Source organism: Paenibacillus tritici (assembly GCF_018207515.1).
GTDB lineage: Bacteria > Bacillota > Bacilli > Paenibacillales > Paenibacillaceae > Paenibacillus_AQ > Paenibacillus_AQ tritici.
Genome location: NZ_CP073365.1, coordinates 6045636 through 6070930, shown reverse-complemented (window position 1 = coordinate 6070930; position 25295 = coordinate 6045636). Strand labels below are relative to the sequence as shown.

The following is a 25295-nucleotide window of genomic DNA, read 5'->3' as shown; positions in this document are numbered from 1 at the left end:
TGGTGATGATTCATATGGTTAGAGGTATTATATAATTTTTCGGGGAGGGCGAATAGCGGAACAGGGGGAAAACCAGCCGTTTCGGCGAAGATGGTAAAGATAACGAAGAAGAGTTAAAGAAATCTGAAAACCCTTTCAGCTATACCGCTGCCCAGCCCGATTTACTCAAGATATTATAAAAGAGTATACCGAAAAACGAATTCATTCGTATTTGGGTTTGGTCTACAATGAGAGCTGTAACAAACCGCACCGGGCCGCAGAACTTACACTTGTGTAGGAGGGCCATCATTCATTAAGGGGGATTTCATTTGAACAGACCACGTTATAAAACAGGAATTACTCTGGCAAGCGCGCTGCTTCTGGCCATGTCCATCTCAGCTTGCGGAGCTGAGAATTCAGCTAATAAGGGCGGGGCGGCAACGGAAGGCTCAGGCAATGCTGCTGCGCCTGCGGCCAAAGCGCCGGTGAAAATATCCTATCTCACCTTCCGGGTAGGCACACATGCGTCAGCCAAGATGGAGGAGGAACAGATCAAGCAGTTCAATGCCAAGTACGGCAATGAAGTGGAGGTTGTCGTTGAAGAAATTCCAAGTGATGCCGCCTATGTTGACAAGATCAAGATTCTGGCTGCCTCCGGGGATGTTCCCGATGTCGTTATGGGCAAGGACGGGATTAATGATGTTCTGATCAAAGGCAATCTTGCAACCCCTTTCAATGAATACCTGGATAAAGATGCGGAATGGAAGGCTGCTATCGGAGAAGATGCGCTCGCTTCCAATACGCGGGACGGCAAGGTCTGGGCGATCAGTGATCAGAAGCAGAACATCGGCTACTTTTACAATAAAGACATGTTCGATCAGACGGGGATTAAGCCCGCAGAGACCTGGGATGAATTCATGAGCAACAACGAGAAGCTGAAGGCCGCAGGCTTCGTGCCGCTCGCACTGATGACCGGGGAGAATGCCTGGACGAGTAATCTGATTCTTGCTGCGAGGATCGGCACGAACGGGGAGAACGGCAAAACGTTCATGAACACCCTGCACCCCACCGACTTCAATACACCGGAGATGATTCAGGCGCTGAACATGATGAAGGAGCTGCTGGAGAAGTATACGACGAAGGATGCGCTTGGAGCGGGATATGCCAATGCCGCCAACGCGTTCAGCCAGGGCAAGGCCGCGATGATTGCCAATGGTCCGTGGATGATTGGAGATTTCAGCGATCCTACCAAATCCAGTGAAGGCTTCGATAAAAAAGTGGGAGTCGCAGCTTATCCGAACAACAGTCTGATCTCCACGTATGAGGTTGGTTATATGATCGGAGCCAAAACGCCGGAAACCCGCGATGCTGCTGAGAAATTCATCAAGTTCAAAACAGGGCTTGAAGGACAGACCCTTGCGCTGGAATACGGCAATGTAATGCCGGTATCGAGTGAAGTTCAGCCTTCGGATGCGCTGAAGCAGAAATATCCGATCATGGTCGAATCCATCACCGTCGCTCAAAAGACACAGCTTCATTACCGGACCCTGGACTCGATCGTGTATCCGAACGTAACGGATGCCTGGAAGAACCTGTATCCGAAGCTGGTCGCCGGCAAGGCAACAGCCGAAGACATTGCCAAGGAACTGACGGAGATTGCTGCTAAGAATAAATAAAGAGCAGGATAGGCTGGATTTAAGAATCTCTATATAGATTGGGGAGGACCATATGGATGGTTAGGAAAAATAGAGGGTATATCACGCTTTTCCTGTTGCCGACTGTACTATTATTTATTCTTGTCTATGCCGTTTCACTTGTCATGCTGTTCGGCACATCGTTCACAGAATGGTCAGCCGGACGCAGCCCGGTGTTTATCGGCCTCACTAACTATATCAAGCTGTTTACGGATGATGCCGATTTTCGCCAAAGCGCACTGAATACGGGCATCTGGGTGGTGCTGCAATCTACGATCCACGTTGCCATCGGGACCCTATTCGCGATTATTCTCAGCATGAAGGAGTTCTACTGGAAGTTCGCACGCACAGTCTACATGTTTCCGAATATTATCTCGGGTGCAGCCGTAGGGATGCTGTTCCTCTGTATGCTCAATCCTGACTTCGGTGCGGTGAACAGTATTGCCCGCTTATTCGGGAATGCGGATTACTCCCAGAACTGGTTCATGGATTACGCGACTGCCTTCTTCTCCGTCACGATGACCTGGCTGCCCTATGCGGCGGTGGTCACGATCCTGATTCTGGCCGAGATCGCAGCCATTCCGGAGAGCCTGTATGAATCGGCGCGGATCGACGGGGCCAGTACCTTGAAGATCAATTTGTACATCGTTATTCCCATGCTGCGCAACATTATCGGCACCTGCGTGATTCTATCAGGAACCAGTATGCTGCAGAAGATGGATATTATCCTGATGACAACAGGCGGCGGACCCGGTAATGAGACGATGAACCTGCCTATTTATATTTACAAGACCGCACTCATGGACAACAACTTCGGTTATTCCAATTCCGTGGGCGTCTTCCTAATCGGCTTTGGCTTGATCTTTGTCCTGCTGTGCCGAAATCTGTTCAGAATAGGCAGCTCCCAAAACTGAATGGAGCGGATGGGGTGAATATGATGAAAAAAGGTTTGGCTGTACTTAAATATGGGTTTGTGTTCTTGATTGTTCTATTGTCCCTGGGTCCGTTCCTGTGGGTGCTGCTCGCTTCGTTCAAGACGAATGCCGAGATATTGACCAATTCGCTGGGCTGGCCCAGCAGCTTCCGCTTCTCGAATTACACGATGGCCTTCAAAATAGCGCCGATCTCCCGGTTCTACATCAACAGTGTGATCGTGGGGATCTTCGGAACCCTGCTTAATCTGCTGCTGCTCGGAATGGCCGCTTATGTTCTGGCGCGCTTCAAATTCCGCGGCAAGAAGCTATTGATGGGAGCCTTCTCCCTGTCGCTCCTTATTCCGGGCGCTGCGATGCTGCAGCCGCTGTATTTGACGGTGAACACGCTCGGGCTGTACGACAAGCTGATCGGCCTTATTATCGTGTATACCGGCTTCGGCTTGCCGGTCTCGCTCTACATTCTATCCAGCTATTTCCTGACCATTCCGAAGGAAATGGAGGAATCGGCTTATCTGGATGGTGCCAGCTTCATCCAGACGTTCTTCAAGATTATTCTGCCCATCTCGAAGCCGGGCTTCGGCACAGCGGGGGTGATGCAGTTCCTGCTCTGCTGGAATGAATTTCAATTCGCCATTATTCTGACGACAGGCAATCAGAGCCGAACACTGCCCCTGGCCCTCTATTACTTCAAAAGCCAGTTCGCCAGTGATTACGGCGTCATGTTCGCAGCCACGATGGTCGTGATCATCCCGAGTATTCTGGTCTATATCCTGCTGCAGGAGCAGGTGGTATCGGGCCTTGCTGCGGGAGCGGTGAAGGGATGAGGAACCGGAGGCGGAGGTTAACCAAATGAAAGATGCCGGAGAAACCAGGAGGTTGCAGATGAAGGAGGATCACCTGTGGTGCCTGAAGGAGAACGGATATCAGGCTACACTGCATAAGCATTATGAAGGGCTTTTTACGCAGGGGAACGGCTATATGCATATGCGCGGAAGCTTCGAGGAGGGATGCAGCGATACCCCCCAGGATGAGGAATATCTGCGTTTCCCGGATAACGTCACGCTGGAGAAGCCGCGGCACCCCAAATCCAAGCAGGGAACCTATATCCCGGGCATTGTCGCACCGCATCCGCTGCTGAAGGAAGAGATTGTCAACCTTCCGTATGTATTGGGGCTTGAGTTCCGGTCGGCGGGCGAGCCGCTGGATATGGACCGCAGCCGGATCAGCGGCTACAGACGCTGGCTGGATCTGCGGGATGGAAGTCTGCATCGTTCATTCTTATGGGAGACGGGGGAGGGGATGCAGCTGGAGTGTACTTATAGCCGCTACCTCAGTATGGCCGATACCCATCTGTGCATTCAGCAGGTTCAGCTGGAGGTGCTGGCTGGTGAAGGCCGGCTGGAGATGACTGCGGCGCTGCGCGGAGATGTGCGGACCAACGGGATGAATCATTTTGCCCGGATCATTCCCCTGGCAGAATCAGAAGGCAGCCTGTCCCTGGAGACCCTGACAGAGAAGGGGAACCAGATCTATATGCTGTCTGCGCTGGAGGTCTCTGAAGCGGTGGACTGGCAGGAGGAGCTTACGGGAGTAAGGGCGGCGCTGCGAGGGGAGCTTCAGCTGCGGGCCGGGGAACGGTTCACGCTCCGCAAGCTGACTGCGGTAACCACGGACCGTGACAGGGAAGAAGGAACAGTGTACGGCAGGGCGCATGAACAGCTCCGCCGTGCACGGGAATTAGGCTGGGAGCAGCTATATAACCGTCATGCGGACTGCTGGACAAGCAAATGGCAGGAGGCCGATATCCGCATCAAGGGAGACGGCACAGCGCAACTGAATGTCCGCGCTTCGCTCTACCATCTTATCCGCTCCAATGCGGAGCAGGATGACCGGGTAGCGATCTGTGCCAAGGGCTATGCCGGGGAAGCTTATTTCGGCAGGTATTTTTGGGATACGGAGATTAATCTGCTCCCGTTCTATCTGCATACTAATCCGCAGGCTGCCCGCAATCTGCTTCTGTTCCGCTATCATACGCTTGAAGGTGCGAGGCGCAATGCTCAGAGCTATGGATACCGGGGAGCACGGTACGCCTGGGAGTCCTCATTAGGCGGGGAAGAGCAATGTGCCAACTGGCAATACGCCGATCATGAAATTCATATAACAGCGGATGTAGTCTATGCGGTCTGCCATTACGTCAGGGCTACAGGAGATGATGAATTCCTGGAGCACTACGGGATTGATATTCTGGTGGAGACGGCCCGTTATTGGTGTGACCGCGTGGACTGGAACGGGGAAGGGGCTTGCGAGCTGCTGGGCGTGATGGGACCGGATGAATATTTGCCTTTTACCCGCAACAATGCCTTCACTAACCGGATGGTCAAGTTCAGTCTGGAGCAGACCGCTGCTTATCTGGACAGCCTGGAAGACGGTGATCAAGGCAGCTATGCGGCTGTGGCTGAGCGGCTGGATCTTCGTCCAGGTGAGCGGGAGCTGTTCCGGCATACGGCGGAGAAGTTAAGGCTGCCATATGACAGCCAGAGTGAACTGATTCCGCAATCGGACGATTTCGCTTCTTATGCGGAGGTGGACTTCGGGAGTCTCTGGACGAACAGGTCCCGGCCCTTCGGCCATTTCATTTCCCAGGAGCGTAATTACCGTTCCAAGGCGCTGAAGCAGGCGGATGTGCTGGAATTGATGCTGCTGTTCAGGCAGGAGTTCACCGGCCGGCAGATGCAGGCCTCCTATGCCTACTATGAGCCGATTACGACCCACGATTCTTCCTTGTCGGCGGCGGTTCACGGCATTGTGGCTTCGTGGCTGAACCAGAAGGAGGCAGCGGCAGGGTTCCTTCAGCGGGTCATGGATATTGATCTCTCGCTGGAGAAAAAAGGTGCCGCCGAAGGAATTCACATCGCCAATTGCGGCGGCCTGTGGCAGCTTATTGTCTACGGATTCGCCGGGCTGAAGAGTGCGATGTGGAGTGAGGTTATAGAGCTGGAGCCCCGGCTGCCTGAAGGCTGGACGGAACTAAGCTTCCGGCTGGCCTGGAGGGGGGAGCACTATCAGGTCACCGTGAGTCCGGGTGCGCATGAAATACACAAGCTGAATGGAGGGGATTCCGGTGCGGGCACTATCCTTTGAGGCAGCCATCTTCGATCTGGACGGGGTCATTGTCGATACGGCGAAGTTTCATTATCTGGCCTGGAAACGCCTCGCCGGGGAGTTAGGCTTCGTCTTCAGTGAACAGGCGAATGAACAGCTTAAGGGGGTTAGCCGTATGGAGTCGCTTGAGCTTCTGCTCCGGGAGGGCGGGATCACGGAAGTAACTCCAGAGCAGAAAGAGTCGCTGGCTTCCCGGAAAAACGAGTGGTACAAGGAGTATCTTGCCACGCTTACGCCTGCTGATGTATTGCCGGGGGTGGCGGATTTCATTGGACTGCTGCGCTCACAGGGAGTCAGGACGGCAATCGCATCGGCCAGCCAGAACGCTCCCCTGATTCTGGAGAAGGTGAACATCAGGCCGCTGTTTGATGTGGTGGTGGACGGAAACAGCATCGCCCGGGCGAAGCCGGACCCGGAGGTGTTCCTGCAGGCGGCCCGGCTGCTTGGCGCAGACCCGGCCCGCTGCTACGTCTTCGAGGATGCGGCCGCCGGTGTAGAAGGTGCGGTCCGGGCAGGGATGCGCGTGGTCGGCATCGGCGACAGGGCGCTGCTTGCCCGAGCACATCTTACCCTCACCAGCTTCGAACAGCTGGAGCCTGTGTTCCTGCTGAGCCATCTCGGTGTAGCGGGACATGCCGGAGGAGGAGAACGGCTGGATGGCTAATGCGGGCAGGGGAAATGGCTGGATGGATAATAAGGGGACGGGGGTGAACGGGTGGATGGCTAATGAGTGGACGAAGGTGAACGGCTGGATGGCTAATGAGCGGGCAGGAGTGGACAGCTGGATGGCTAATTAGCGGACGGAGGTGAATGGCTGGATGGATAATAAGGGGATCGGACATTTGGCACTGGCTCAGCTGCTGCCGGACATTCCACAAGTGCTGCCGGAAGACGGGCAGGTCACCTTGGAGCTGGTTACTGACCTCTTCGGCTCACAAATGCGTGTGTTGAGGATAAGCAACGGGCGGCTTCTCTTTACGGTGATTCTGGAGCGGGGCATGGACATTGGGGAAATCTGGCTGGATGCCGAGAAGATCAGTTGGGAGCGTGATGAGCAGTATTTGCTGCACCCCGATCACGTAGATCTGTCGGACAATGAGCACTCGGGCTGGGATTCAGGCTTCTATGCCGCCGTAGCTGCCATTGGGCCTGAAATCTTCGGCACCCCGGATGAGGTAAGAACTGTCCATGGGACAGGGTCGTACTCCCCGGCACTCCTGGAATCGGTACGGATTACTTGGGATGAGCAGCAGATCTGTCTTGAAGGCAAGGTTCCGGTGAGAGGGTACGGACAGGCGCCTGTGTATGACAAGATCATCCGTATCGTTACCCGTTACGGGGCAGCCGATCTGTTCCGGGAAGATACGGTACGGAATCTAACTGATTCCGTCCAGCCGGTGGATGACGGATACCATATCCAGCTGGCGGGAGGCTTCATGGCGGGCGGGGGGAGTTATGTACTGCCGGTCCATCCGGGGAGTATGCTGCTCCGTGACTCTGCCCCGCCGGAGGAAGATGCGCTTGCCGTCTACGATTCCCGGACCCGGCTGGACCCGATCCGCTGTTATCAATACGTTCCGCAGCCGGTGGCAGGGTTGTCCGATCTGCCGCAGGTCCGCAACTATCAGGCGGCGGCAGACGGAAGTCAGGCGCTGACGGCTGAGATGCTGGTGAACACAGGGCAGGACGCGGCAGCTTATGTGATCCGTTCTCTGCAGTGTTATCCCCGTTCCCTGATCGCCAAACGGGCGACTGGGGACAACATGTATGCCCTGGAGCCATGTAAAACGAGGCCCAATTCGATGAAGCAAAAAATGATAGACGGTGAAGTCGTCTATCTCGGACCGTATAGCCAATGCAGCGGCTGGATCATTCTGGGCGCTTCGCGTGATCCGCAGGAAATAACGGGACTTGCGGAGCTGATCCGAAGAGCAGCAAAGTAATCTATGCCGGGGTAGAGTACGCTAGAGCAGAGTATACCAGAGCAGACTTGCCAGCGTAGAACACCTTTAACAGGTTCGTCTTGTCGTATGACAGGGAGAGTACCTTGAAGGTGTTTTTTTGTATTGAAGGGAAGGGAATTACCCGGCAGGCTTATGAAGGTGTGGCTTAAAGGGTGGGGTATAGGCGAAAATGTTGCACATTCTGCAGCCTTGACTCTCACATTACCAGCAGCTAGGCGGGATTCCTGCACGAAATGCAAGATTTGTTCTGTACGGAGACTGGGAGAGGGAGAAATGTTGACATTCTTACAACAATCCCGGAGTGGGGCCGAGTTTGGGAGGGAGATGTTGTATTTTGGGCAGGAATCGGGAGACTATTGTGACAGTAAGCCCGGAAGCTCACACATTTGCTGTGGTGGAAGCAGAACGTTACTGTGATAGAGCAGGATGTCACTGTGGTGGTGGAGGCAGAACGTTACTGTGGTAGAGAAAGGGCGTCATTGTATGACAAGCAGAACGTTACTAAGATAAACAAGAGGGTGGGTCTAGCGGGTAGCCGCATTTAAGAAGGAGAGTATAGGAAGAGGCGCTCCCCCGTATGGTTCCAGGGGGAGCGCCTTATCTATGCCTTGCAGAACAGCGAATATGGATGGCTGTTCCCGCCGCTGCTTATTTCAGAACATTCAGCAGAATCTGTGCAGCTTCGGCACGGGTGGCGGGTGCCTTCGGAGCGAAGGTACCGTCTGCCCGTCCTTGCACGAAGCCGAGGGCCGCCGCTGCAGTTACCTGTTCCGCTGCCCAGCCGGAGATGCTTGCCGCATCTTTAAGGGATGGGCTAAGCGGTGCTGCGGGCATGATCCCCTGCCGGAGCCGGTAGGCCCGCATGAGAATGACGGTCATCTCTTCGCGGCTGATCTCCGCATTCGGCTGGAAGGACGCTGGAGTCCGTCCGGTAACCAGGCCGGCCTGCACCATGCCGGACAGAGCGCTCTGATACCAGGCATCTTGCGGGACATCTGTGAAGGAGACACTGCCGCTGCCGGTCAATTGCAGGGCGTTCGCCATCAGCTGGACGAATTCAGCCCGGGTGATATTCCGGCCGGGCTGGAATTCCAGCTCGGAGATGCCCCTGATCAGATGCTTCGCAGACAGCTCGCGCAGCGCTTCAAATGCCCAGTGCGAGGCGGGAACATCGCTGAACTGCTTGGAATACTCCAGCAGCGCGTAGGTGCCACTGCCGTCAAGCGCGGCCTTCAGCCCGCCAGCTTCAGCCGCTCCGCCCAGATAGGTGAGCGTACCGTCTGTTCCTACGCGGTATAGGCCAAGCCGCTTCGGATCAAGCCCGCCCGCGGTTAAGCGCAGGCTCACCGGAACCGCATAATGGTCCAGACGGTGGAGCGTTCCGTCCGCCCCGGCCAGGCTCAGATCATATTCCAGCAGTCTGCCCTTCAGGGACACGCCTGCTTCTGTCTTCAGCTTCATGTCTTCGAGCGGCTTAGGTTCTGCCTTCAGCAGAATCCGGGTGCCGCTGCCCTTAACCGCAGACGCGGCTTCGGCCAGCTGCTTCAGCAGCTCCGGCGCCAGTACCAGCTCTATTGTGTCTCCCTGCAGACGCAGGGAATGACTTCCCAGCAGCTCCCCGGCATTCACCGGAAGCAGAGCCGCGGTTGCCGGTCCCACTTGAACGGTAACCAGTCCGTTCACCGCTGGACTGCTGAGCTGAGCGGCCGAAATGACTACAGCCGAAGGCAGCGGGGTTGCCGCTGGCTGTGGCTTGGCTGACAGCACAGGTGTGGCCGAAGGAACATCTGTGGATGACGGAGGGTTGGTCGGCGTGACCGGCGCAGGGTTGACCGTCAGTTCAACAGGCTCCGTATAGACCGTGTCCACATAGGTGCGGCTGCCAATGATACGGGTGTTGGTTACCTCTACTTTATAAGCTCCCGTATCTGATATAGCGGCATTCTCAATCGTCAGACTGCTGCCGGTGGCGCCGTTCAGGACAAGGTCATTCTTCAGCCAGCGGTAGCTCAGCTCTCCATACGTTGAAGTGGCCACTACGCTGAAGGTTACCGGATGATCCTCAGTGGCCGGGTTAACGGTTGCCGCGAAGGGTTGGACGGACGGAAGCTCATGGGCCGGATAGATTTTGAGCGTTAGCTCCGTTCCGGTAATCCGAACGGGATTCCCCTCCGCTGTGCCGGTCAATCCCACACGGTACTGTGTTCCGTGATCCTCCATACCGGGAACGAAGCGGTAGACCGCACCGGTAACACTGGTAACGGGCAGCCATTCCTCAGTGCCGGGCCGTTTCACTTCCCATTCGATAGACTGAACGTCTCCTGCCGGTTCAACCAGCAGCATCACCGGCTCCCCTTCCACGGTCTCCAGCAGAGACGGCAGGTCGGTCCCGAAGGCCGGCGGGGTCCATTCTGCATCAGCCGGGAGCACCTTCAGGAGATAGTCCTGCTCTCCGGTTAATCCGCCTTCACCGGTCACGACCACCTTGTAACGGTAACCGGTCATCGCTTCGGACAACACGGGAAGATTCAGGACCTCGCCTGCTCCGACCGGCTCTCCGTAGCCTGCTCCCTTGTCAACATACCAGGAGTAGGACAGGGTTCCTGTCCCTGTTCCGGCAGCGCGGAGGATACCCTCCGAGCCTGCCCGCAGTGAGCCTTCACTGATAATCCTCACCTCGGGAGCCTTGAGCTCCCACTTCGCCGTCAGCGTTAATGCACCTGGTACTGTCTGGGCCGCAAAATCCCATTTCGAGCTATCGGTGAACCAGCCCTCCAGCTCATAGCCTTCTTTGGTCACCGCAGGAGGGGTTAACGGTTCGCCGTATACGGCCTGAATCACCGTCTGTGCCGGGCTTCCGCCACTGGCGTTGAACGTTACCTCATAGCGTCCTCCTGCCTCACTCAATGCGCTGATCTCGCTGTTGCTGAGGTTGCGTATTTCAATCCTCATGCGCTGGTTATCCTTGCCCTGGTCATCGGCTACTCTTACGGCCGCGCCGTTGTTGTTCGATGCCCCGTCTACAGTGATGACTTTATTATTGCTTTTGTTGACTACTTTGTAGTAGTCGCTGTCTTTGACCAGTTTCCACTGCTGGGTATCCGGTATCGTTCCAGTGGCTCGTGTATTCTGACAGAGCTGCTGCATGGCTGAACCGGGAAGCAGGTCGAGGACATGCCCGCTGTGCACCGACTGAATCTGGTAATAACCTGTGCCGAGGTCCAGGAACCTCCACAGCTGATTATTGCCGTCGCCATTAGCCCACTGGTTGATGACTGCCAGCGGATCACTGGAAACACGGTCCACATCGAGTGATTTTCCGCTATGCTTCGGCTGGATTTTGACCATCTTTTCGGGGATGATCTTCTTGGCAATGGAGCTCATGAATCCGCCGCTGGTCTTATCAATGGTGAGACTGTCGATATTGAATCTTCCCGTGTCGCCTTGTTCGCGGATGAATTCAATAATATTGTTTCCGGCGTTAAGGTTCACGGACTCTGTGCTGTTTGCCCACAGCTCCCAATTGGCTGTAGGCGGGAGGGAGACTTGCTTGATCCGCTGTCCGTTAACGTACATAGACATTGTGATATTGGAGCTCTGTGCGCCGGAATACCGCAGGGTGGAGGTATAAGCTGCTGTATTGGGCACGTTGACCTGGAAGCGCAGCGCGTCCCCTTTTTGCTCAAATCCGCCGACGAATCCGTTGCCTTCATACCAGAGATGATCTCTGGCAATCTGCAAACTGCCTGTTCGGGCTGCATCTTCGGCCTGATATCTCCAGGGGGTGCGTTTGTTCAGATGAATACTGTCGATAAGGAGGATGCCGGAATGGTCGGTCTCGTTCTTGTAAGTGATATGGTTGGTTCCCTCTTTCAGGCTTAGTGTCTCCAGCTGCTCTTTCCAGACCGCAGCTCCGCCGGTGGCCGGGAGGGTGATGTTCTTGATCCGGGTGCCGTTTAAGTAGAGGGCCAGGGTTTTGCCTGCCGTTTCTCTGGCGTATCTCAGCTTCACATCATAAGAGGCCGCATTCTCAACCGTTACGGCAAACTCTACGGAGGAGTTAGCGCTGGATAGTCCGGTTACATAACCGGTTCCCATGTTGCCGTCTTTGGCGTACACAACTGAGGTGTCAGCTGCACCGGTCAGCTTCGCATCTTCCGCTCCATAATGCCAGGTGGTTGCTTCGGTAACTGTGATATAGTCCAGATTGACATTCCCAGTGTCACCCTTGTCATATTTATACATGATCGTATTTTCCCCTTCTTTGAGGAAAACATTGTCATAACGGTCAGCCCAGCGGTCCCAGTTGCCCAGGTTGAAGAAATCGGCCCGCTTCATCTTTTGTCCGTTCACATACATACTCAGGGTCCGGTCATCGTTAAATCCTAAGCCGTAGCCCAGATTCACCGAGTAGCTGCCTGCAGCGGCGGCATTGACCTTGAAGGTGACCGCAGAACCTGTAACCCATAAGCCGCCGGCAAATCCGGTTCCGCTATATCCGGCATGGTCTCTGTCTACCTTGGCGTTCCCCGACAGTACGGCATCCTCGGCCTCATAGAGGCTGCTTCTTTTGATAATCAGGGCATCCAGAGCCAGATTGCTTTTGCCGGACAGGCGGATCTTGTTGCTTCCGGCATTCAGCTTCATATTATGAACGGACTGAATATCGAAGTTGGCGTCAAAGCCTGCATTGGAGGCAAAAGAGAGATCCCGGGCTGCCTCCCCGTTAACTTTTAATTTCATATTAACAGCGCTTGGCGTGTTGTTATTGTACCGGAAATCCAGGGAGTAGGTCCCTTGGGCGTTGGTGTTCACAGTAAACTCTACATAGTTATTGTCGCTGCTGTTGCTGAATTTCTCATACAGGCCGCCGGAAGCGTAACCGCTTTTGCCGACGACTCTGGAGACTCCCGACTGGCTGGCCTCCTCGGCTTCATAGATTTCACTTTTCTCCTCGCCGGAGGGTCTGTTCAGAACGGTACCGGGATTGGAAGGGATGCCAAGGTTGATGAAATCCTGATCATCCCAGTGAATACGCTGGGCCCTTATTCCCCGGTTCCCGCCGCCTTGTCCATGGGTTGGAATGCCGTGATACATAATCCAGTCCTCGGTGTCGTCCTCGGACTTCAGGAACAGGGGAGATCCCGGTCCATAGGAGCTGTTCTCATCCGACCTTTTCATCACCGGCTCAGGATGCTTCATCCAGGACTCAGCCTGCATCACATCAGCGCCGGCGTTGGCCACGGATACCCCTACAGAATAGTTATCGTTCATGAAGCTGCTGGCGGAATAGGCGAAATAGGTTTTACCGTTCCGTTCCACGACTGCCGCACCCTCATTGATATTGTCGTGCTGCTTCTCCCAATCATATTGGGGCCTTGCGACCACGCCCTCCGGGCCTTCCAGGGTCCACGGGTTTTTCATTTTGACGATGGTCGGACTCTCGTCGAATTTCGTCTTGGAAGGATCCTTCGGGTCGGGGTAATAGTAGTATTTGGTGTAGGTGAAGTAGGTTTGCCCCTGGATGGAGACCACCCCGCAAGCCAAACCAAAGCCCTGCGTGTTCAGCAGCCCCTTCTTGACCGTCACCTGTCCGTCCTTGTCTTCGTTGGCAGATTCACCCTTAAGCTCCCATGTGCCTTCAAAAGGATCGGGAGAAGCATTCTCCAGGACATAAGAGCTGGGATGGCCATAGCCGAAGCTCTCCTCCGGGCCGGAGGAGAAATACAGATACCACTTGCCTTCCAGCCGATAGATGTAGGGACCCCATACGAATCCGAAGTTATCCGGCTTTTTCCAGACGATCTTGCTCTTGGCTGTGGATACTCCGAGAATGGTCTCATGCCTCTTAAGCGTGATGTTGTTATCGCCTGAAAAGGCTGAATAATAATAACCGTCCGCAGCCCTGGCAATGGTAGGGTCCGCACCTCCCATTAGCGGGTTCACATAATTGGAGGTTACCTCTGCACTGGAGACGCCTGCCAGCATGAATGACAGCAGAAAGGCCAAGGGCAGCATCAAGAACCTTTTTTTCCTCATAGTTCTCTCCTTCGGATACTCAATTTTTGTTGTTCTACAGCTCTGGACCGCCTTTATTGAAACCGCTTACTTTTTGTTGTAGCGCTACGCATTCATTATAAAATAAAAGCGGAACCGTTTTTCCGCATCATGTTTTACGATATTTTGAGCGATTATCCCTGCGGAAGAGGAGTCTGGAACGGAAATTGGAGGGTCTTTCATTTTTTTTAGGTTTCTTATGTTATTTTGTCTCTCAAGCCACAACTCCAGCATGAAAATGAGCAGCGCGCCTAAAAACAGAACGTCGTCTGTTCATCTATTTAACAAATTTTAACGGAAAACCGAACACAATTGGACCGGGTGGGTAGCGTAGGCCGAATGTAATCGGAAAACCGAACACAATTGGACTGGGAGCACCGCATAGGCCGAATGTAATCGGAAAACCGAACACAATTGGATTGTGAGCGCCACGCAGGCCGAATGTAATCGGAAAACCGAACACAATTGGACTGGAGGTGTCACGTAGGCCGTGCGTTTAGCGCAGGTTGTGCCAGAAGTATTTTCACAGAAAGCGAATGCAATAGCCCACTGTGAGGACGATTGGGCCGAATGTATGCAAAAAACAACCCTAAACAGACAGGCCGCCCCCAAGGGGGTGACCTGCCTGTATAGCGCAAACACTCCGTAATTAAGGCGGACTTGCCCTTAAGCCAGCTCAATCACTGCCATCTGGTGATTCTCCAGGTAAGGAATGGTGTAGGTAAGTTCACCCTGCTGGCCGGCTGTGAACGGCAGCTCTGTCATCGACGGAGCCAGGTAGACCCGGTGGACGGGAGCAGGAGACGGAAGCCGCAGGCTGACGGATATATCCCGCAGCGGCACGATGTCCTCGATGACTTCGATCCGTCCTTTGAGTGCAGGAGCGGCATAGAGCAGATGGTGCACATAACGCTGCTCCGCCTGCTGGTACTGCAGGGTCGTTATGCCCCGGGCCGGCAGGTTGGTGCGCAGCGAAGGGAGCGGAAGCAGCCGCTCCAGGGCATGAAGGACCAGCTCCTTCAGGATGAGATGACCTGCCTCCGCATACTCGCTGAATACATCCCAGGCGATATAGATCCCGCTGCTGCTCTCCACCATCCCCGGCCCGTTGTCCTCCCGGGCACTAGGCGTATGCTGGTGCGAGCAGAAGGTGAAGACGTCGCGGTTGAAATAAGGATTCTCCAGATGGCCCAGCGATTGTCCTTCCAAGAGTTCTACAAGCTGGCCTTCGCTGTACATGACATAGGAGGCGGGCAAGAGGCCGCCGGGAGTGAAATAGGGCTTGAAGTAAGCTGGACGGTACGGATTGGTACCCAGCCAGGTCACCCCCAGGTCCAGCGCAAAAGCATCGCCTGCCGGATTCAATCCGGAGCGTCCGGTAGCCAGTACCTTGCCGCCGCCGGTGGTGAAGCGCTCTATAGCCTCGGCCAGCTCCGGCCATACGGCTACCTCATCCGGCAGAATTAACACCTTGTACGCGGTGAAGTCGCTGAAGGTATCTACGATATCATACAGGTAATGTCCTTCTGTCAATATGCGCACTGCCCCGGCGTCGGCCAAGTTAGGCTCCCCCCGGCGCGCCTGCCCGCCGGGACAGGCCTCGCGCGCAGCCTCCAGCGACAAGACGGCAATATCAGCAACGGAGGTTACCCCGCCGCACCATTCCTCCTTCGCCTCCACCTCGCTGTAGGCCGCGCCGATCAGGGCGTAGGTCGACTCATCCATCAGGCCGGAGGGGTGAAGCTGGTCACCGATCGAACATTTGGCTCCATGGGCGAGGCTGAGCGCAGTCTCGAACCGCAGGGCGTTCGGATGCTTATACCCGCCGAATTCCCCCCAGGAGGTATGGAATTTGCCGGTCATGCCTAGGAACTCCATTCCCAGCGTCTGGGCATACCGTGCCGACAGCGGGAAATGATCATAACCCCAGCCTCCGGTGGGCAGGGATTCCAGCTCCAGATGGCTGTTGACCTGGACAAGGTCGCGGCGCCCGCGCTGTTGATGACCGTTGTTATGGTAGACCGGAAGACCGGGCTTCACGGCATCAATGGCCTCGCGCACACGGCGGGCATAGTGCAGATAGGTCTGTTCGCCCAGAGCCACAACCGCTGCTTCATCCCGGGGGTCCCGGCCCGCTGCCCGCAGGGCGGTAACGCAGTACTGGCAGCGGCATTTACGGACGCCGACGATATCGAGGAAGATGCCGTCGGCCTCGTACCGGGAGACGGCTTCATGAATCTGCGCCAGCAACAGGTCCAGGTACGGCGTGTTCATGCAGAACTCATGGTACCCCGGTGTCATAAAGTCCTTCACCCAGCGCGTGCGGTCTTCGGCATCGCGGATCAGCCACTCGGGGTGACGGCGGGCCAGCTTCTCATCAAGGCCCGCCGACAGATACACCGGTGTGCGGACGCCGATCTCATGGGCTGCCGCTATCATCTCGCCGAGCAGGTCAAAGGTCAGCTGAGGGTGCATCTCATTGGCTTCACTGGGATGATAGGCCCAGCCGTGATGACATTTGGAGAAAACCGTGACAGAGTCTACATGTCCTGTGCGCAGCATGGACTGAAACTGGGCTTTGGAGAATTCACGGCCAATGCCGGGAATGGCTTCTGAAGTATGGAAATCAAGGTGAACCTGACGAAAACGCATGGATACACAGCCCCTTATGGAATGGAATGAAAAGCGGATTCCCAGTCAATGTACCTCTTTATTGCCGCAGCAGCCAGTGATAATATAGACCTTAACTAGCACAAAACCGACTTAAGACAGGAGGAGGGGACTCATGCTGTGCCTGGAATTTGCCATTCCGCCGCTGCCGCAGTTCGTCACGGTGGGACATGCCGTCTGGTCGGCGGGGGACCGGCATTTCGCCCGCACGTTCGGGGTATATGATCTGCTGCTGGTCAAGCGGGGAACGCTCTATATGACAGAAGAGGGCAAGGAGTATGCAGTGGGTCCGGGAATGCTGCTGGTGCTGGAGGCGGGACGGCCGCATGACGGCTACCGTGCCTGCGAGGAGGATACGGAGATCTTCTGGGTCCACTTCATCCATGAATCTAAGCCGGCCTATATCCGGCGCGGGGATATTCCCTGGTCTTCCCTGCTGTCCAAGGGAACGGTGGAGGACGAGGAGCCTGTCCGGCAGCGGCTGTACCTGCCGAAGTTCGCTGCGGTCGATGTAGAGAGACTGGAGCCGATCTTGCGGGAGATGAACGAGATTCATAGCCGGCTCAGCGCAGGGAACGCGCTGCGGCTGCATCTGCTGCTGGCCGGGCTGCTGGCGGGACTGCAGGCGGAATGTGAACGGACGATCCAGCCGGAGCCGGCAGTCCGGCTGGCCCGGGCTGCCGCGGCCTATCTGGATGTTCATTGGAGGGAGCCGTTTCATCTGGCCCGGCTTGAGGAGGAGCTGCATTTCCAGGCGGATTATATTACGAGGTGCATGAAGCAGCATATCGGCACCACACCGCTGCAGTATGTGCTGCATCTGCGTCTGGAGGAAGCCAAGAAATTACTGGGCGGCACAGTGCTGGGGGTCTCGGAGATTGCCGAACGGGTAGGGATTCCGGACCCGAGCTATCTGTCCCGCCTGTTCGGCAGCCGGTTCGGAATCACGCCCGGAGCCTACCGGCGGCTGCACCAGCGGGAGGAGGCGGCCGGCGCAGCGGGACGGGAGGAGCTCTAAGCACCTGTCCCGGCTTACGGTCAGGTACCCTGCATCCTCTCACGGTATTGGCTGGGGGTGCAGTTGAATACCTTGCGGAACTGGCGGGAGTAATAATTCTGGTCATGGAAGCCGCTGTCCATCGCCACCTGGGAGATGCTCAGGCCGGGGCTGCGCAGCAGTGTGCAGGAATAATCCAGCCGCTTGCGGATGACATAATCCATAGGGGTGGTGTGGTAGTTGCGGGTGAATACTCTCAGGAACTGGCGGGTAGACATATAGGCCCGGTCCGCCATGGATTGCAGCGTGACCGGCTGCAGGAAGTGCTCCTCGATATAGGTGACGGTCTCCCCGATCCGCAGCGCCTTGTTATCCTCATGGCCGCTGCTGTTCTGATAATAGCGGGAGAGCATGCCTACCAGAGCGGTGAAGTAGGTGCGGATCATCAGCCGGTAGCCTTCCGGCTGCCGGTCATGCTCCTCAAGAATATCATCGAGCAGCCGCGTAGCTTCCCTTAGCTGCCCGGCTTCAAGAGAGAGCATGCCCTTGAAGTACATCTCCTTCCGGTAGAACGGCTCAATATAGAACAGTGCCTGGAAGCCTGGCAGAAGTCTTAACTCGGACTGCTGAAGCAGCTGCTCGGGCTGGAACATTACATTGACGTATTCGATGCCGTCGACATTCTTGTAGCCGTGGGAAACGTTGCTGTGGATTAGAAAAACCTGGCCGGCGGTAACCGGATATTCCCTCCCCTCAATGATATGAACGGCATTTCCCGACAGAATAACGACCAGCTCCGAGAAGTCATGGCTGTGGACATAGTAATCATGGGTCAGCGGGCATTTCTGGATTCTGAAGGTGAAACCGGGCTCAAGGCCAATATCCCGCGCTAGTATTTTAGTTGTCATGGCCATATTATGCTAAAGAAGGTCGGGATCGTCAAGGCGGAAAGGGGCAGGCGGCGCTACCATTAGATGGCGGGTATACCGCCCGGCTGCTGCGGGGCCAGGCACAGGCCTGCGTAAGGTGAGGAGGGACAAGAATGCTGCATGTACTGAGGAATAAAGGAATAACCAATACGGTAGGTCCCAAGATTCTGTTTCTCGGGGACAGCATCACGGCTGACGGACGATATATCCGGCTGATCCGGGAATGGCTGAGCAGACACCGCCCGGAGTGGACTGTGGAGCTGGCTCCATCCGGAGTTCCCAGCGAGACGGTCTCGGGACTCAGCGAAGCGGCGCATCCCGGCCCGCGGCCGAGCGTCCATGAGCGGCTGGCCGGGGAACTGGCGGCAGCCGCTCCCGATGTGGCCGTAGCCTGTTATGGGATGAATGACGGAATCTATCATCCGTTCTCGGATAAGCGGTTCGCCGCCTATCAGGCGGGGATGCTGGCGCTCAGCACACAGATCCGTGATGCCGGAGCAGGGGTAGTGCTCATGACACCGCCGCCGTTCGATGCCTTGTCCATGAACGGTCCACTGCAGCCGGCGGATGCGGCTGACTTCAGCTATCTGGCGCCGTATGAAGACTATGATCAGGTGCTGGAGCGTTATGCAGGCTGGCTGCTGTCCGGGGGGTGTCCGGCGGACGGAGTCATTGATCTGCGCACACCGCTGCTGGAGCATATCCGGCATGAGCGGTCGCTGAATGCCTCCTATAGATACGGCGACGGCATCCACCCGGATGCCCCGGGACATGAGGTGATTGCCCGGACCCTTCTCCGGGAGCTGCTTCGGTGCGAGCCGGATCAGCTGCCCGGTACGTAAGAATTCCCGAAGGCGGCTCACAGAACCACCGATTGACAAGCAATTTGGCGCGGGATTATAGTAAGGTCACCCTAAGAGCCGGGAGAGATCACCTATGAATGTACTTCAGACGATCCGTTCGCGGAAATATCTGCAGCGGATCTTACTCAGCTTCATGCTTGTTGTCGCTATACTGGCTGTGGCCTCGCTGTTTGTGAACTCGGGTGCCCGCAGCAAGGTGCTTAGCCTGCAGAATGAAGCCGACCGCAAGCTGCTGACCCAGATCAATTACAATATCGAGAACATGAACGGGATCGTAAAAGATCTGGCGGTGTCCCTGTACAATGACGAGGAATTGCTGGCGCTGAAGTCCGGTGCGGATTACAGGCAGAGCATTCTCAAAATTGAACGGCTTAACCATACGGTCGCAGCGTCCCCGTATCTTCATGCGGCTGTATTCTATAACGGGGCCCAGCACCGGTTCTTCTCGTCGCTGAATCATGAGATTGATAATAATCTTCTGTACAGCTCCCTTCAGGGCTATATGGACTCCAGGGCAGACTTGCCGAAGCTACAGCTTATTCCGCTGGACCTGGACGGAAAGGGCGAGGGCATTGATGTCTTTGCGTTCTTCCTGTATGACGGGGAGACCCTGGGTTCAATCAATGACAATGTGCTAATTCTGACGGTGAAGCCGGGCTGGATGCTGGACAACATGAAAGCGCTTAACCAGGTAGCCGAGCGGCAAAGTGATGTTCTATTCGTGACCGATACCGACGGTGAGGTGCTCATCTCCACCGGCGGGCAGCTGCCTGAGGATCTCGACCTCAAGGGGGAGCTGCTGCCGCGGATCAGTGAATCGGGCAGGCCGCTGGATTCCTTCAACTATAAGCATGACGACACGAAGTATAAGGTTACTTATCTGAGCAAAGCCCTGAACAACTGGCAGATTGTCAGCATGCGGGATTATGATGTGGTGCTGGGCAGCGTCCGGCAGATGAAATGGACGGAGATCGCGGTCACACTGTCCGTAGTTCTGCTCGCCGTCCTGCTGTCCGTGTTCTTTGCGGTACGTCTGTATAAGCCGGTAGGCCAACTGCTGACACTGGTTCCGCAGGATGTCCGCGGGGCGCCGCAGGCCAAGGATGAGCTGTCGCTGATTGCGGCCAACCTCACCGAGATGATCAGTAAGCTCAAGGGCCTTGAGCTGGAGCGGGCCTCGCAGTCCAATGTTGCCAAGCTCTATCAGCTCCGCAGCCTGATCGGCGCAAGCCACAGCCTGGATGAGCAGGCCTTCATGCAGCTCAAGGAGCAGCACAGCATTGACATCGCCTATCCGTCCCCGCTCCGTCTGGCGCTCGTTCAGATCGACAATCTGCAGGGGCTTGCGGCAGAGCCGGGACTGCCGATGGAATCCCTGCTGTATTTCGCCATAGCCAACATCGGCCAGGAGGTACTGCGCCTGGAAGGGTCCTGTGAAGCCGCAGATATGAAGAGCGGCCATCTGGTCTTCGTTGCCGGGAACACTGAGGAGGAGCTGGCGAAGCTGGAGGAGCGCTTCAGGGAGCTTCAGCAGAAGATTGCCCGTTATTATCATATTACTTTTACCGTTACACTAAGCGAAGTGTTCAGCGATTACCGCCTCATTACCCGGCATTACAATCTGGCTATACGCCACTCCAACTACCGGATGATCTTCGGCAAGGGAGCGGTTATGGAGCCTGGGCTGCTCCGGGAGAATGAGCAGAATGAAGCGCTGCGTATCCCGCAGGAGCTGGAACGGCAGCTGACAGACGGGCTGAAGGGCGGAGATCTGGCAGAGACGGAGCAGACGATCCGTAAATGGAGAGAGCTGCTCGGCGGCTTCAGCTACGAGAATATGTACTCTGCGGTACTGCATCTTGCTGTGACCTTAAACCAGACGCTTGGCGAGATGAACAGCCGTAACGTCAACCCGGTCTCGGTCAACCTTCAGGCGATTAACCGGCGGATTCTGGAAAAGGAAACACTGGATGAGATCGAGACTGTCCTTCTGGAGGTGGTGCGTGAAGTCGCGGAGCAGCGCCGGAGCGGGCGGGAAGACAAGAACCGGCTGCTGGCGGAAACGGTGAAGGAGATCATTGATAAGCATTACGCTGATCCCGACCTCAATGTGCAGCGGATCGCCGATATGCTCAAGATGAGCTCCGTGTACCTGGGGCAGGTGTTCAAGGCGCAGGAAGGGACGACTGTGGTCGACCAGATCAATGCCGCCCGGCTGTCCTGTGCCAGAGAGTATCTGGAGCAGAAGGACCTGACTGTGACTGAGATTATGGAGAAGGTCGGATTCGGGAATGAGAGCTATTTCTACCGCCTGTTCAAACGCCGCTACGGCACTACGCCGAAGGAGTACCGTCTGAAATCGGCTATTGACCGCAGCAAATAACCCCCTTCTCTTCATACGCCAACCACAAGTCCGCTGAATGAGCGCTGCTCATTTAGCGGGCTTTTTGCGCCGCACCTGAGTTCTGCGCCCGCCGGAACAGGAATCTGGCAACAATACAGCCCGCCGTTACAGCATTCTTGCAATTGTACAGTAACGCTACAGCCGGATTCTGCGCTATGTTAGTCGTGCAAAGCCTGGGACACAGGCAAACAGCTGCAGCTAAGGAAGGAAAGGAAGGGGCTTAAGGTTATGTTGAATAAGATCGGAAGAGAGCTGCATCATTTCAAGAACAACCGGGAGCTGTTTCTGCTCTCACTGCCGGGACTGCTGTACAAATTGATTTTTGCCTACATTCCCATGATCGGCCTGATTATCGCCTTCAAGAATTACCGGTATGATCTCGGTATCTTCGGCAGTAAGTGGGTGGGACTGGATAATTTCCGTTATTTATTCACTACGGATACGGCATGGCGGATTACCCGGAATACGGTTCTATATAATACCGCCTACATTGTGGTAGGTACCTCGGCCGCGCTGCTGCTGGCGATTCTAATGAATGAAATCAAGGCGAAATGGAGCAAGTTCTACCAGACAGCCTTGTTTCTGCCACATTTCCTTTCATGGGTACTTGTGGGTTATGTGGCCTATGCTTTCCTGAACCATTCGGATGGTTTTATCAACCGCACCCTGGAATCCTTCGGGCTGAATCCGGTGAGCTGGTACCAGGATGCCGGGCCGTGGCCGGTCATTCTCATTCTGGTTCAATTATGGAAGGTCGTGGGCTTCAATACGCTGATTTATTTTGCCGGGATTATTGGCATTAACAGTGAATATTACGAGGCGGCGCGGATCGACGGGGCAACCAAGCGGCAGATGGCGTTCAAAATCACTATCCCGCTGATGGCTCCGATCATCATTATTATGCTGATTCTGTCCATCGGCAATATGTTCCGCGGAGATTTCGGCCTGCATTATTTCATCCCGAATAACTCCGGTTTCCTGTACGGCTCTACGGATATCATTGATACCTATGTATACCGTGCGCTGCGTGAAGTCGGCAATGTAAGCATGTCTGCGGCTACAGGCTTTTACCAGTCGGTTGTAGGTCTGGTGCTGGTGCTGACGGCTAACGGAATTGTGCGCAAGGTCGATCCCGATAATTCCCTGTGGTAAGGAGGTGCCCTGAGCGTGGGCAAGAAATTTGAATTTTCCAAGCTGTTTATTAATCTGCTGTTTACGGTGTTGTCGCTGGTGGTGATTCTGCCGTTCCTGCTGGTGATATCCGTATCACTGACCGATGAGAAGTCGCTGACCCACAATGGGTATCAGTTCATCCCTGAGTCCTTCAGTCTGGATGCCTACCGGTATCTGCTGGACGCTCCCGATATTCTGCTCCGTGCCTATGGGGTGACCTTCACGGTGACCATTATCGGCGCGCTGGCCGGACTGCTCCTGACCGCGATGACCGCATACGTGATTTCAAGGCAGGATTACCGGTATAACCGGGCGACGACCTTCTATGTATTTTTCACCATGCTGTTCAGCGGGGGGCTCGTTCCCTCCTACATTCTCATTACGCAATATCTGCATCTGAAAGACAGCCTGCTGGCGCTGATTCTGCCCATTCTGCTGTCACCGTTCAACATTATGGTCATGAAGGGCTTCATGTCCAAGATTCCGCTGGAGATCATTGAATCGGCCAAAATCGACGGGGCGCGGGAATTCCGCATTTTCTTCCGCATCATCCTGCCGCTGTCCACTCCGGCGCTGGCGACGCTGGGTCTGCTGATCTCCTTCACCTACTGGAACGAATGGTTCAACGCGATGCTCTATATCGACGATCCGAACAAGGTGCCGCTGCAGCTTCTGCTGGTACGGACGCTCAACAGCATCGAGTTTCTGACGACGAACTCTGAATTTACCGGACAGCTCGGCATTGATCTGAGCAGCTTCCCGAACAGCTCCGCGCGGATGGCGATTGCTGTACTGGCCGGCGGACCGATGCTGGTGATCTTCCCGTTTTTTCAGCGGTTTTTCGTCAAAGGACTTACGGTTGGCTCCCTAAAGGGTTAACATACAATTACATGTACAAAGTACAGGAGGTCACTTACATGAGAAAAAGGCTGGTTGGAGTATTGGCGTCCGTAATGCTGGTTGCATCTGTGCTGTCAGGCTGCGGGGGGAATAATAACGGCGGCACGAATGCCGGGACAGGCACGGGAGGAAGCGGGACGGATGCCGCGCAAAGTGCGGCTCCCGAATCTGGAAGCGCAGGGGAGCTGAAGCCGGTTGAACTGACCTGGTATTATCCGTTGTCGCAGCTTCAGGCGGATCAGGCTAAGGTGCAGGAGGAAGTAAACAAGATTACGAAGGCGAAGATCAATGCCACCGTCAAGCTGATGCCTGTAGCGATCGGGGATTATGTGCAGAAGATGAACACGGTGCTTGCGGCAGGCGAGAAGTTCGATATTCTCTGGACCGGCTACATGCTGAAGCCTGAAGAGCTGGTGCGCAAGGGCGCCATCCAGCCGATGGATGCTCTGCTTGAGGAGTATGCGCCGGAGCTGAAGAAGGATGTGCCGCAGGTCATGTGGGACGGTCTCTCGGTGGACGGGGAGATATACGGCATCCCGAACCAGCAGATCAACGGCTCCCGGTATGGATTCATCATCCAGAAGCGCTTCGCTGACAAGTACAAACTTGACACCGCTTCCATCAAAAAAGTAGCCGATATCGAGCCCTTCCTGGCCCAGATTAAGCAGAATGAGCCGGGCATCATTCCGTTTGGCATATTCGGTACCTCCTTCATCAATCCCGAGGCCCATGACGACAAGTACTGGGTGGTTCCAGGTCTGGATGACCATTTCTATATTAAAACGGATGATCCCACTTATACATTACAGCGCTATCCCGAAGAAGAGCTGGACAATTTCCGGCTGGCCAGCAAATGGTATAAGGATGGCTATATTTACAAGGATGCCGCCACCGAAAAAGCGAATGATTACCTGGCGAAAGGCCAAATTGCCGTCGATTTCAACGTGACGCTGAAGCCGGGGGTTGAGGCTGAGGTGAAGGCCAAAAACGGCGGCAATGATGTGATCACCGTTCCGCTTAGCGACTGGTTCTCCAACGGCTATTCAGCCACCACCAACCAGTCCATCAGCCGTACCGCTCCTAATCCTGAACGCGCGATGATGTTCCTGAATCTGGTGAATACCGACAAGGAGCTGTACAATCTGCTTTGTAACGGCATTGCCGGTGAACATTATGATAAGGCCGATGGAGAATACATCAAGGCCAAAGCGGATTCCCGTTACCTGCCGAATATGGACTGGGTGTTCGGGAGTGTATTCAACTCTTATCTGAAGGAAGGACAGCCGGAGAATGTCTGGGAAGAGACCAAGAAGATCAATTCTGATTCCGAGGTCAATCCTGTCGGTGCCTTCAAATTCAATTCCGAGCCGGTGAATACCGAAATTGCCAACCTGAACGCCGTATGGGGAGAATACAAACGGGGACTGGTTACCGGTACGCTTGATTTTGAAGAGACCTGGCCTGCGCTGTACGGCAAGCTGAAGGAAGCGGGCGAGGAGAAATACGTGGCGGAAGTCACCAAGCAATTTGAACAATTCCTGAAGGATAAAGGTCTGAAGAAATAGGCT

At 55.3% G+C, this 25295-nt stretch carries 16 protein-coding genes; 13 read left to right on the top strand and 3 right to left on the bottom strand.

Annotated elements, in window-relative coordinates; all coding sequences use genetic code 11:
* Nucleotides 1-308: 308 nt before the first annotated feature.
* From KDC22_RS26010 to KDC22_RS25980, 7 genes are read left to right on the top strand one after another with little or no spacing between them, the layout of a single operon-like run.
* Nucleotides 309-1655, top strand: a complete 1347-nt coding sequence (locus KDC22_RS26010; protein ID WP_211720855.1) for an ABC transporter substrate-binding protein — start codon at nucleotides 309-311, stop codon at nucleotides 1653-1655.
* A 56-nt stretch (nucleotides 1656-1711) separates the two neighbouring features.
* On the top strand, nucleotides 1712-2587 hold the full coding sequence (locus tag KDC22_RS26005) for a carbohydrate ABC transporter permease (protein WP_173128800.1): 876 nt from the start codon (nucleotides 1712-1714) through the stop codon (nucleotides 2585-2587).
* Between the two features lie 20 nt (nucleotides 2588-2607).
* On the top strand, nucleotides 2608-3432 hold the full coding sequence (locus KDC22_RS26000; protein ID WP_173128913.1) for a carbohydrate ABC transporter permease: 825 nt from the start codon (nucleotides 2608-2610) through the stop codon (nucleotides 3430-3432).
* Between the two features lie 58 nt (nucleotides 3433-3490).
* Entirely contained in the window at nucleotides 3491-5749 is a 2259-nt protein-coding gene (locus KDC22_RS25995) for a glycoside hydrolase family 65 protein (protein WP_211720854.1), read from the top strand.
* Entirely contained in the window at nucleotides 5715-6434 is a 720-nt protein-coding gene (pgmB, locus tag KDC22_RS25990; protein WP_211720853.1) for a beta-phosphoglucomutase, read from the top strand. Before KDC22_RS25995 ends, pgmB begins: the two co-directional genes overlap by 35 nt.
* On the top strand, nucleotides 6427-6567 hold the full coding sequence (locus KDC22_RS25985) for a hypothetical protein (protein ID WP_211720852.1): 141 nt from the start codon (nucleotides 6427-6429) through the stop codon (nucleotides 6565-6567). Before pgmB ends, KDC22_RS25985 begins: the two co-directional genes overlap by 8 nt.
* Before the next feature lie 21 nt (nucleotides 6568-6588).
* A complete protein-coding gene (locus tag KDC22_RS25980; RefSeq protein ID WP_211720851.1) occupies nucleotides 6589-7713 on the top strand; it encodes a DUF4432 family protein in 1125 nt (374 codons plus the stop codon).
* Nucleotides 7714-8382: 669 nt separating this feature from the next.
* On the opposite strand, the gene KDC22_RS25975 is transcribed toward KDC22_RS25980, so the two are convergent.
* Together KDC22_RS25975 and KDC22_RS25970 are read right to left on the bottom strand one after the other, a co-directional pair.
* The gene (locus KDC22_RS25975) at nucleotides 8383-13773 is read right to left on the bottom strand and encodes a CBM35 domain-containing protein (protein ID WP_211720850.1); all 5391 of its coding nucleotides are present in this window, start codon (nucleotides 13771-13773) and stop codon (nucleotides 8383-8385) included.
* A gap of 684 nt (nucleotides 13774-14457) precedes the next feature.
* Nucleotides 14458-16443: an alpha-amylase family protein gene (locus KDC22_RS25970; protein WP_211720849.1), complete on the bottom strand. Its 1986-nt coding sequence runs from the start codon at nucleotides 16441-16443 to the stop codon at nucleotides 14458-14460.
* A 133-nt stretch (nucleotides 16444-16576) separates the two neighbouring features.
* Between KDC22_RS25970 and KDC22_RS25965 the strand changes: the two genes are divergently transcribed.
* Nucleotides 16577-17479 carry an AraC family transcriptional regulator gene (locus KDC22_RS25965; protein WP_211720848.1) on the top strand — a complete coding sequence of 301 codons (903 nt, stop codon included), beginning with the start codon at nucleotides 16577-16579 and terminating at the stop codon, nucleotides 17477-17479.
* Nucleotides 17480-17499: 20 nt separating this feature from the next.
* On the opposite strand, the gene KDC22_RS25960 is transcribed toward KDC22_RS25965, so the two are convergent.
* A complete protein-coding gene (locus tag KDC22_RS25960; RefSeq protein ID WP_173128771.1) occupies nucleotides 17500-18366 on the bottom strand; it encodes a helix-turn-helix domain-containing protein in 867 nt (288 codons plus the stop codon).
* A 134-nt stretch (nucleotides 18367-18500) separates the two neighbouring features.
* Between KDC22_RS25960 and KDC22_RS25955 the strand changes: the two genes are divergently transcribed.
* The 5 genes from KDC22_RS25955 (at nucleotide 18501) to KDC22_RS25935 (ending at nucleotide 25292) form a co-directional block, all read left to right on the top strand.
* Nucleotides 18501-19229 carry a GDSL-type esterase/lipase family protein gene (locus KDC22_RS25955; RefSeq protein WP_211720847.1) on the top strand — a complete coding sequence of 243 codons (729 nt, stop codon included), beginning with the start codon at nucleotides 18501-18503 and terminating at the stop codon, nucleotides 19227-19229.
* 94 nt (nucleotides 19230-19323) lie between these two features.
* Nucleotides 19324-21633: a helix-turn-helix domain-containing protein gene (locus tag KDC22_RS25950; RefSeq protein ID WP_211720846.1), complete on the top strand. Its 2310-nt coding sequence runs from the start codon at nucleotides 19324-19326 to the stop codon at nucleotides 21631-21633.
* A gap of 249 nt (nucleotides 21634-21882) precedes the next feature.
* Nucleotides 21883-22806 (top strand): ABC transporter permease, encoded by a 924-nt coding sequence (locus tag KDC22_RS25945; RefSeq protein ID WP_211720845.1) that lies wholly within the window; start codon nucleotides 21883-21885, stop codon nucleotides 22804-22806.
* A gap of 15 nt (nucleotides 22807-22821) precedes the next feature.
* Nucleotides 22822-23706, top strand: a complete 885-nt coding sequence (locus tag KDC22_RS25940; RefSeq protein ID WP_209994197.1) for a carbohydrate ABC transporter permease — start codon at nucleotides 22822-22824, stop codon at nucleotides 23704-23706.
* A gap of 38 nt (nucleotides 23707-23744) precedes the next feature.
* Complete coding sequence (locus tag KDC22_RS25935; RefSeq protein ID WP_211720844.1) at nucleotides 23745-25292, top strand: ABC transporter substrate-binding protein; 1548 nt, start codon at nucleotides 23745-23747, stop codon at nucleotides 25290-25292.
* Nucleotides 25293-25295: the final 3 nt, after the last annotated feature.

Bases quoted from the DNA above. Each gene is read 5' to 3' on its own strand.
- KDC22_RS26005 (WP_173128800.1), top strand. From the start codon at position 1,712: ATGGTTAGGAAAAATAGAGGGTATATCACGCTTTTCCTGTTGCCGACT.
- KDC22_RS26000 (WP_173128913.1), top strand. From the start codon at position 2,608: ATGATGAAAAAAGGTTTGGCTGTACTTAAATATGGGTTTGTGTTCTTG.
- KDC22_RS25995 (WP_211720854.1), top strand. From the start codon at position 3,491: ATGAAGGAGGATCACCTGTGGTGCCTGAAGGAGAACGGATATCAGGCT.
- pgmB (WP_211720853.1), top strand. From the start codon at position 5,715: ATGGAGGGGATTCCGGTGCGGGCACTATCCTTTGAGGCAGCCATCTTC.
- KDC22_RS25985 (WP_211720852.1), top strand. From the start codon at position 6,427: ATGGCTAATGCGGGCAGGGGAAATGGCTGGATGGATAATAAGGGGACG.
- KDC22_RS25980 (WP_211720851.1), top strand. From the start codon at position 6,589: ATGGATAATAAGGGGATCGGACATTTGGCACTGGCTCAGCTGCTGCCG.
- KDC22_RS25975 (WP_211720850.1), bottom strand. From the start codon at position 13,773: ATGAGGAAAAAAAGGTTCTTGATGCTGCCCTTGGCCTTTCTGCTGTCA.
- KDC22_RS25970 (WP_211720849.1), bottom strand. From the start codon at position 16,443: ATGCGTTTTCGTCAGGTTCACCTTGATTTCCATACTTCAGAAGCCATT.
- KDC22_RS25965 (WP_211720848.1), top strand. From the start codon at position 16,577: ATGCTGTGCCTGGAATTTGCCATTCCGCCGCTGCCGCAGTTCGTCACG.
- KDC22_RS25960 (WP_173128771.1), bottom strand. From the start codon at position 18,366: ATGACAACTAAAATACTAGCGCGGGATATTGGCCTTGAGCCCGGTTTC.
- KDC22_RS25955 (WP_211720847.1), top strand. From the start codon at position 18,501: ATGCTGCATGTACTGAGGAATAAAGGAATAACCAATACGGTAGGTCCC.
- KDC22_RS25950 (WP_211720846.1), top strand. From the start codon at position 19,324: ATGAATGTACTTCAGACGATCCGTTCGCGGAAATATCTGCAGCGGATC.
- KDC22_RS25945 (WP_211720845.1), top strand. From the start codon at position 21,883: ATGTTGAATAAGATCGGAAGAGAGCTGCATCATTTCAAGAACAACCGG.
- KDC22_RS25935 (WP_211720844.1), top strand. From the start codon at position 23,745: ATGAGAAAAAGGCTGGTTGGAGTATTGGCGTCCGTAATGCTGGTTGCA.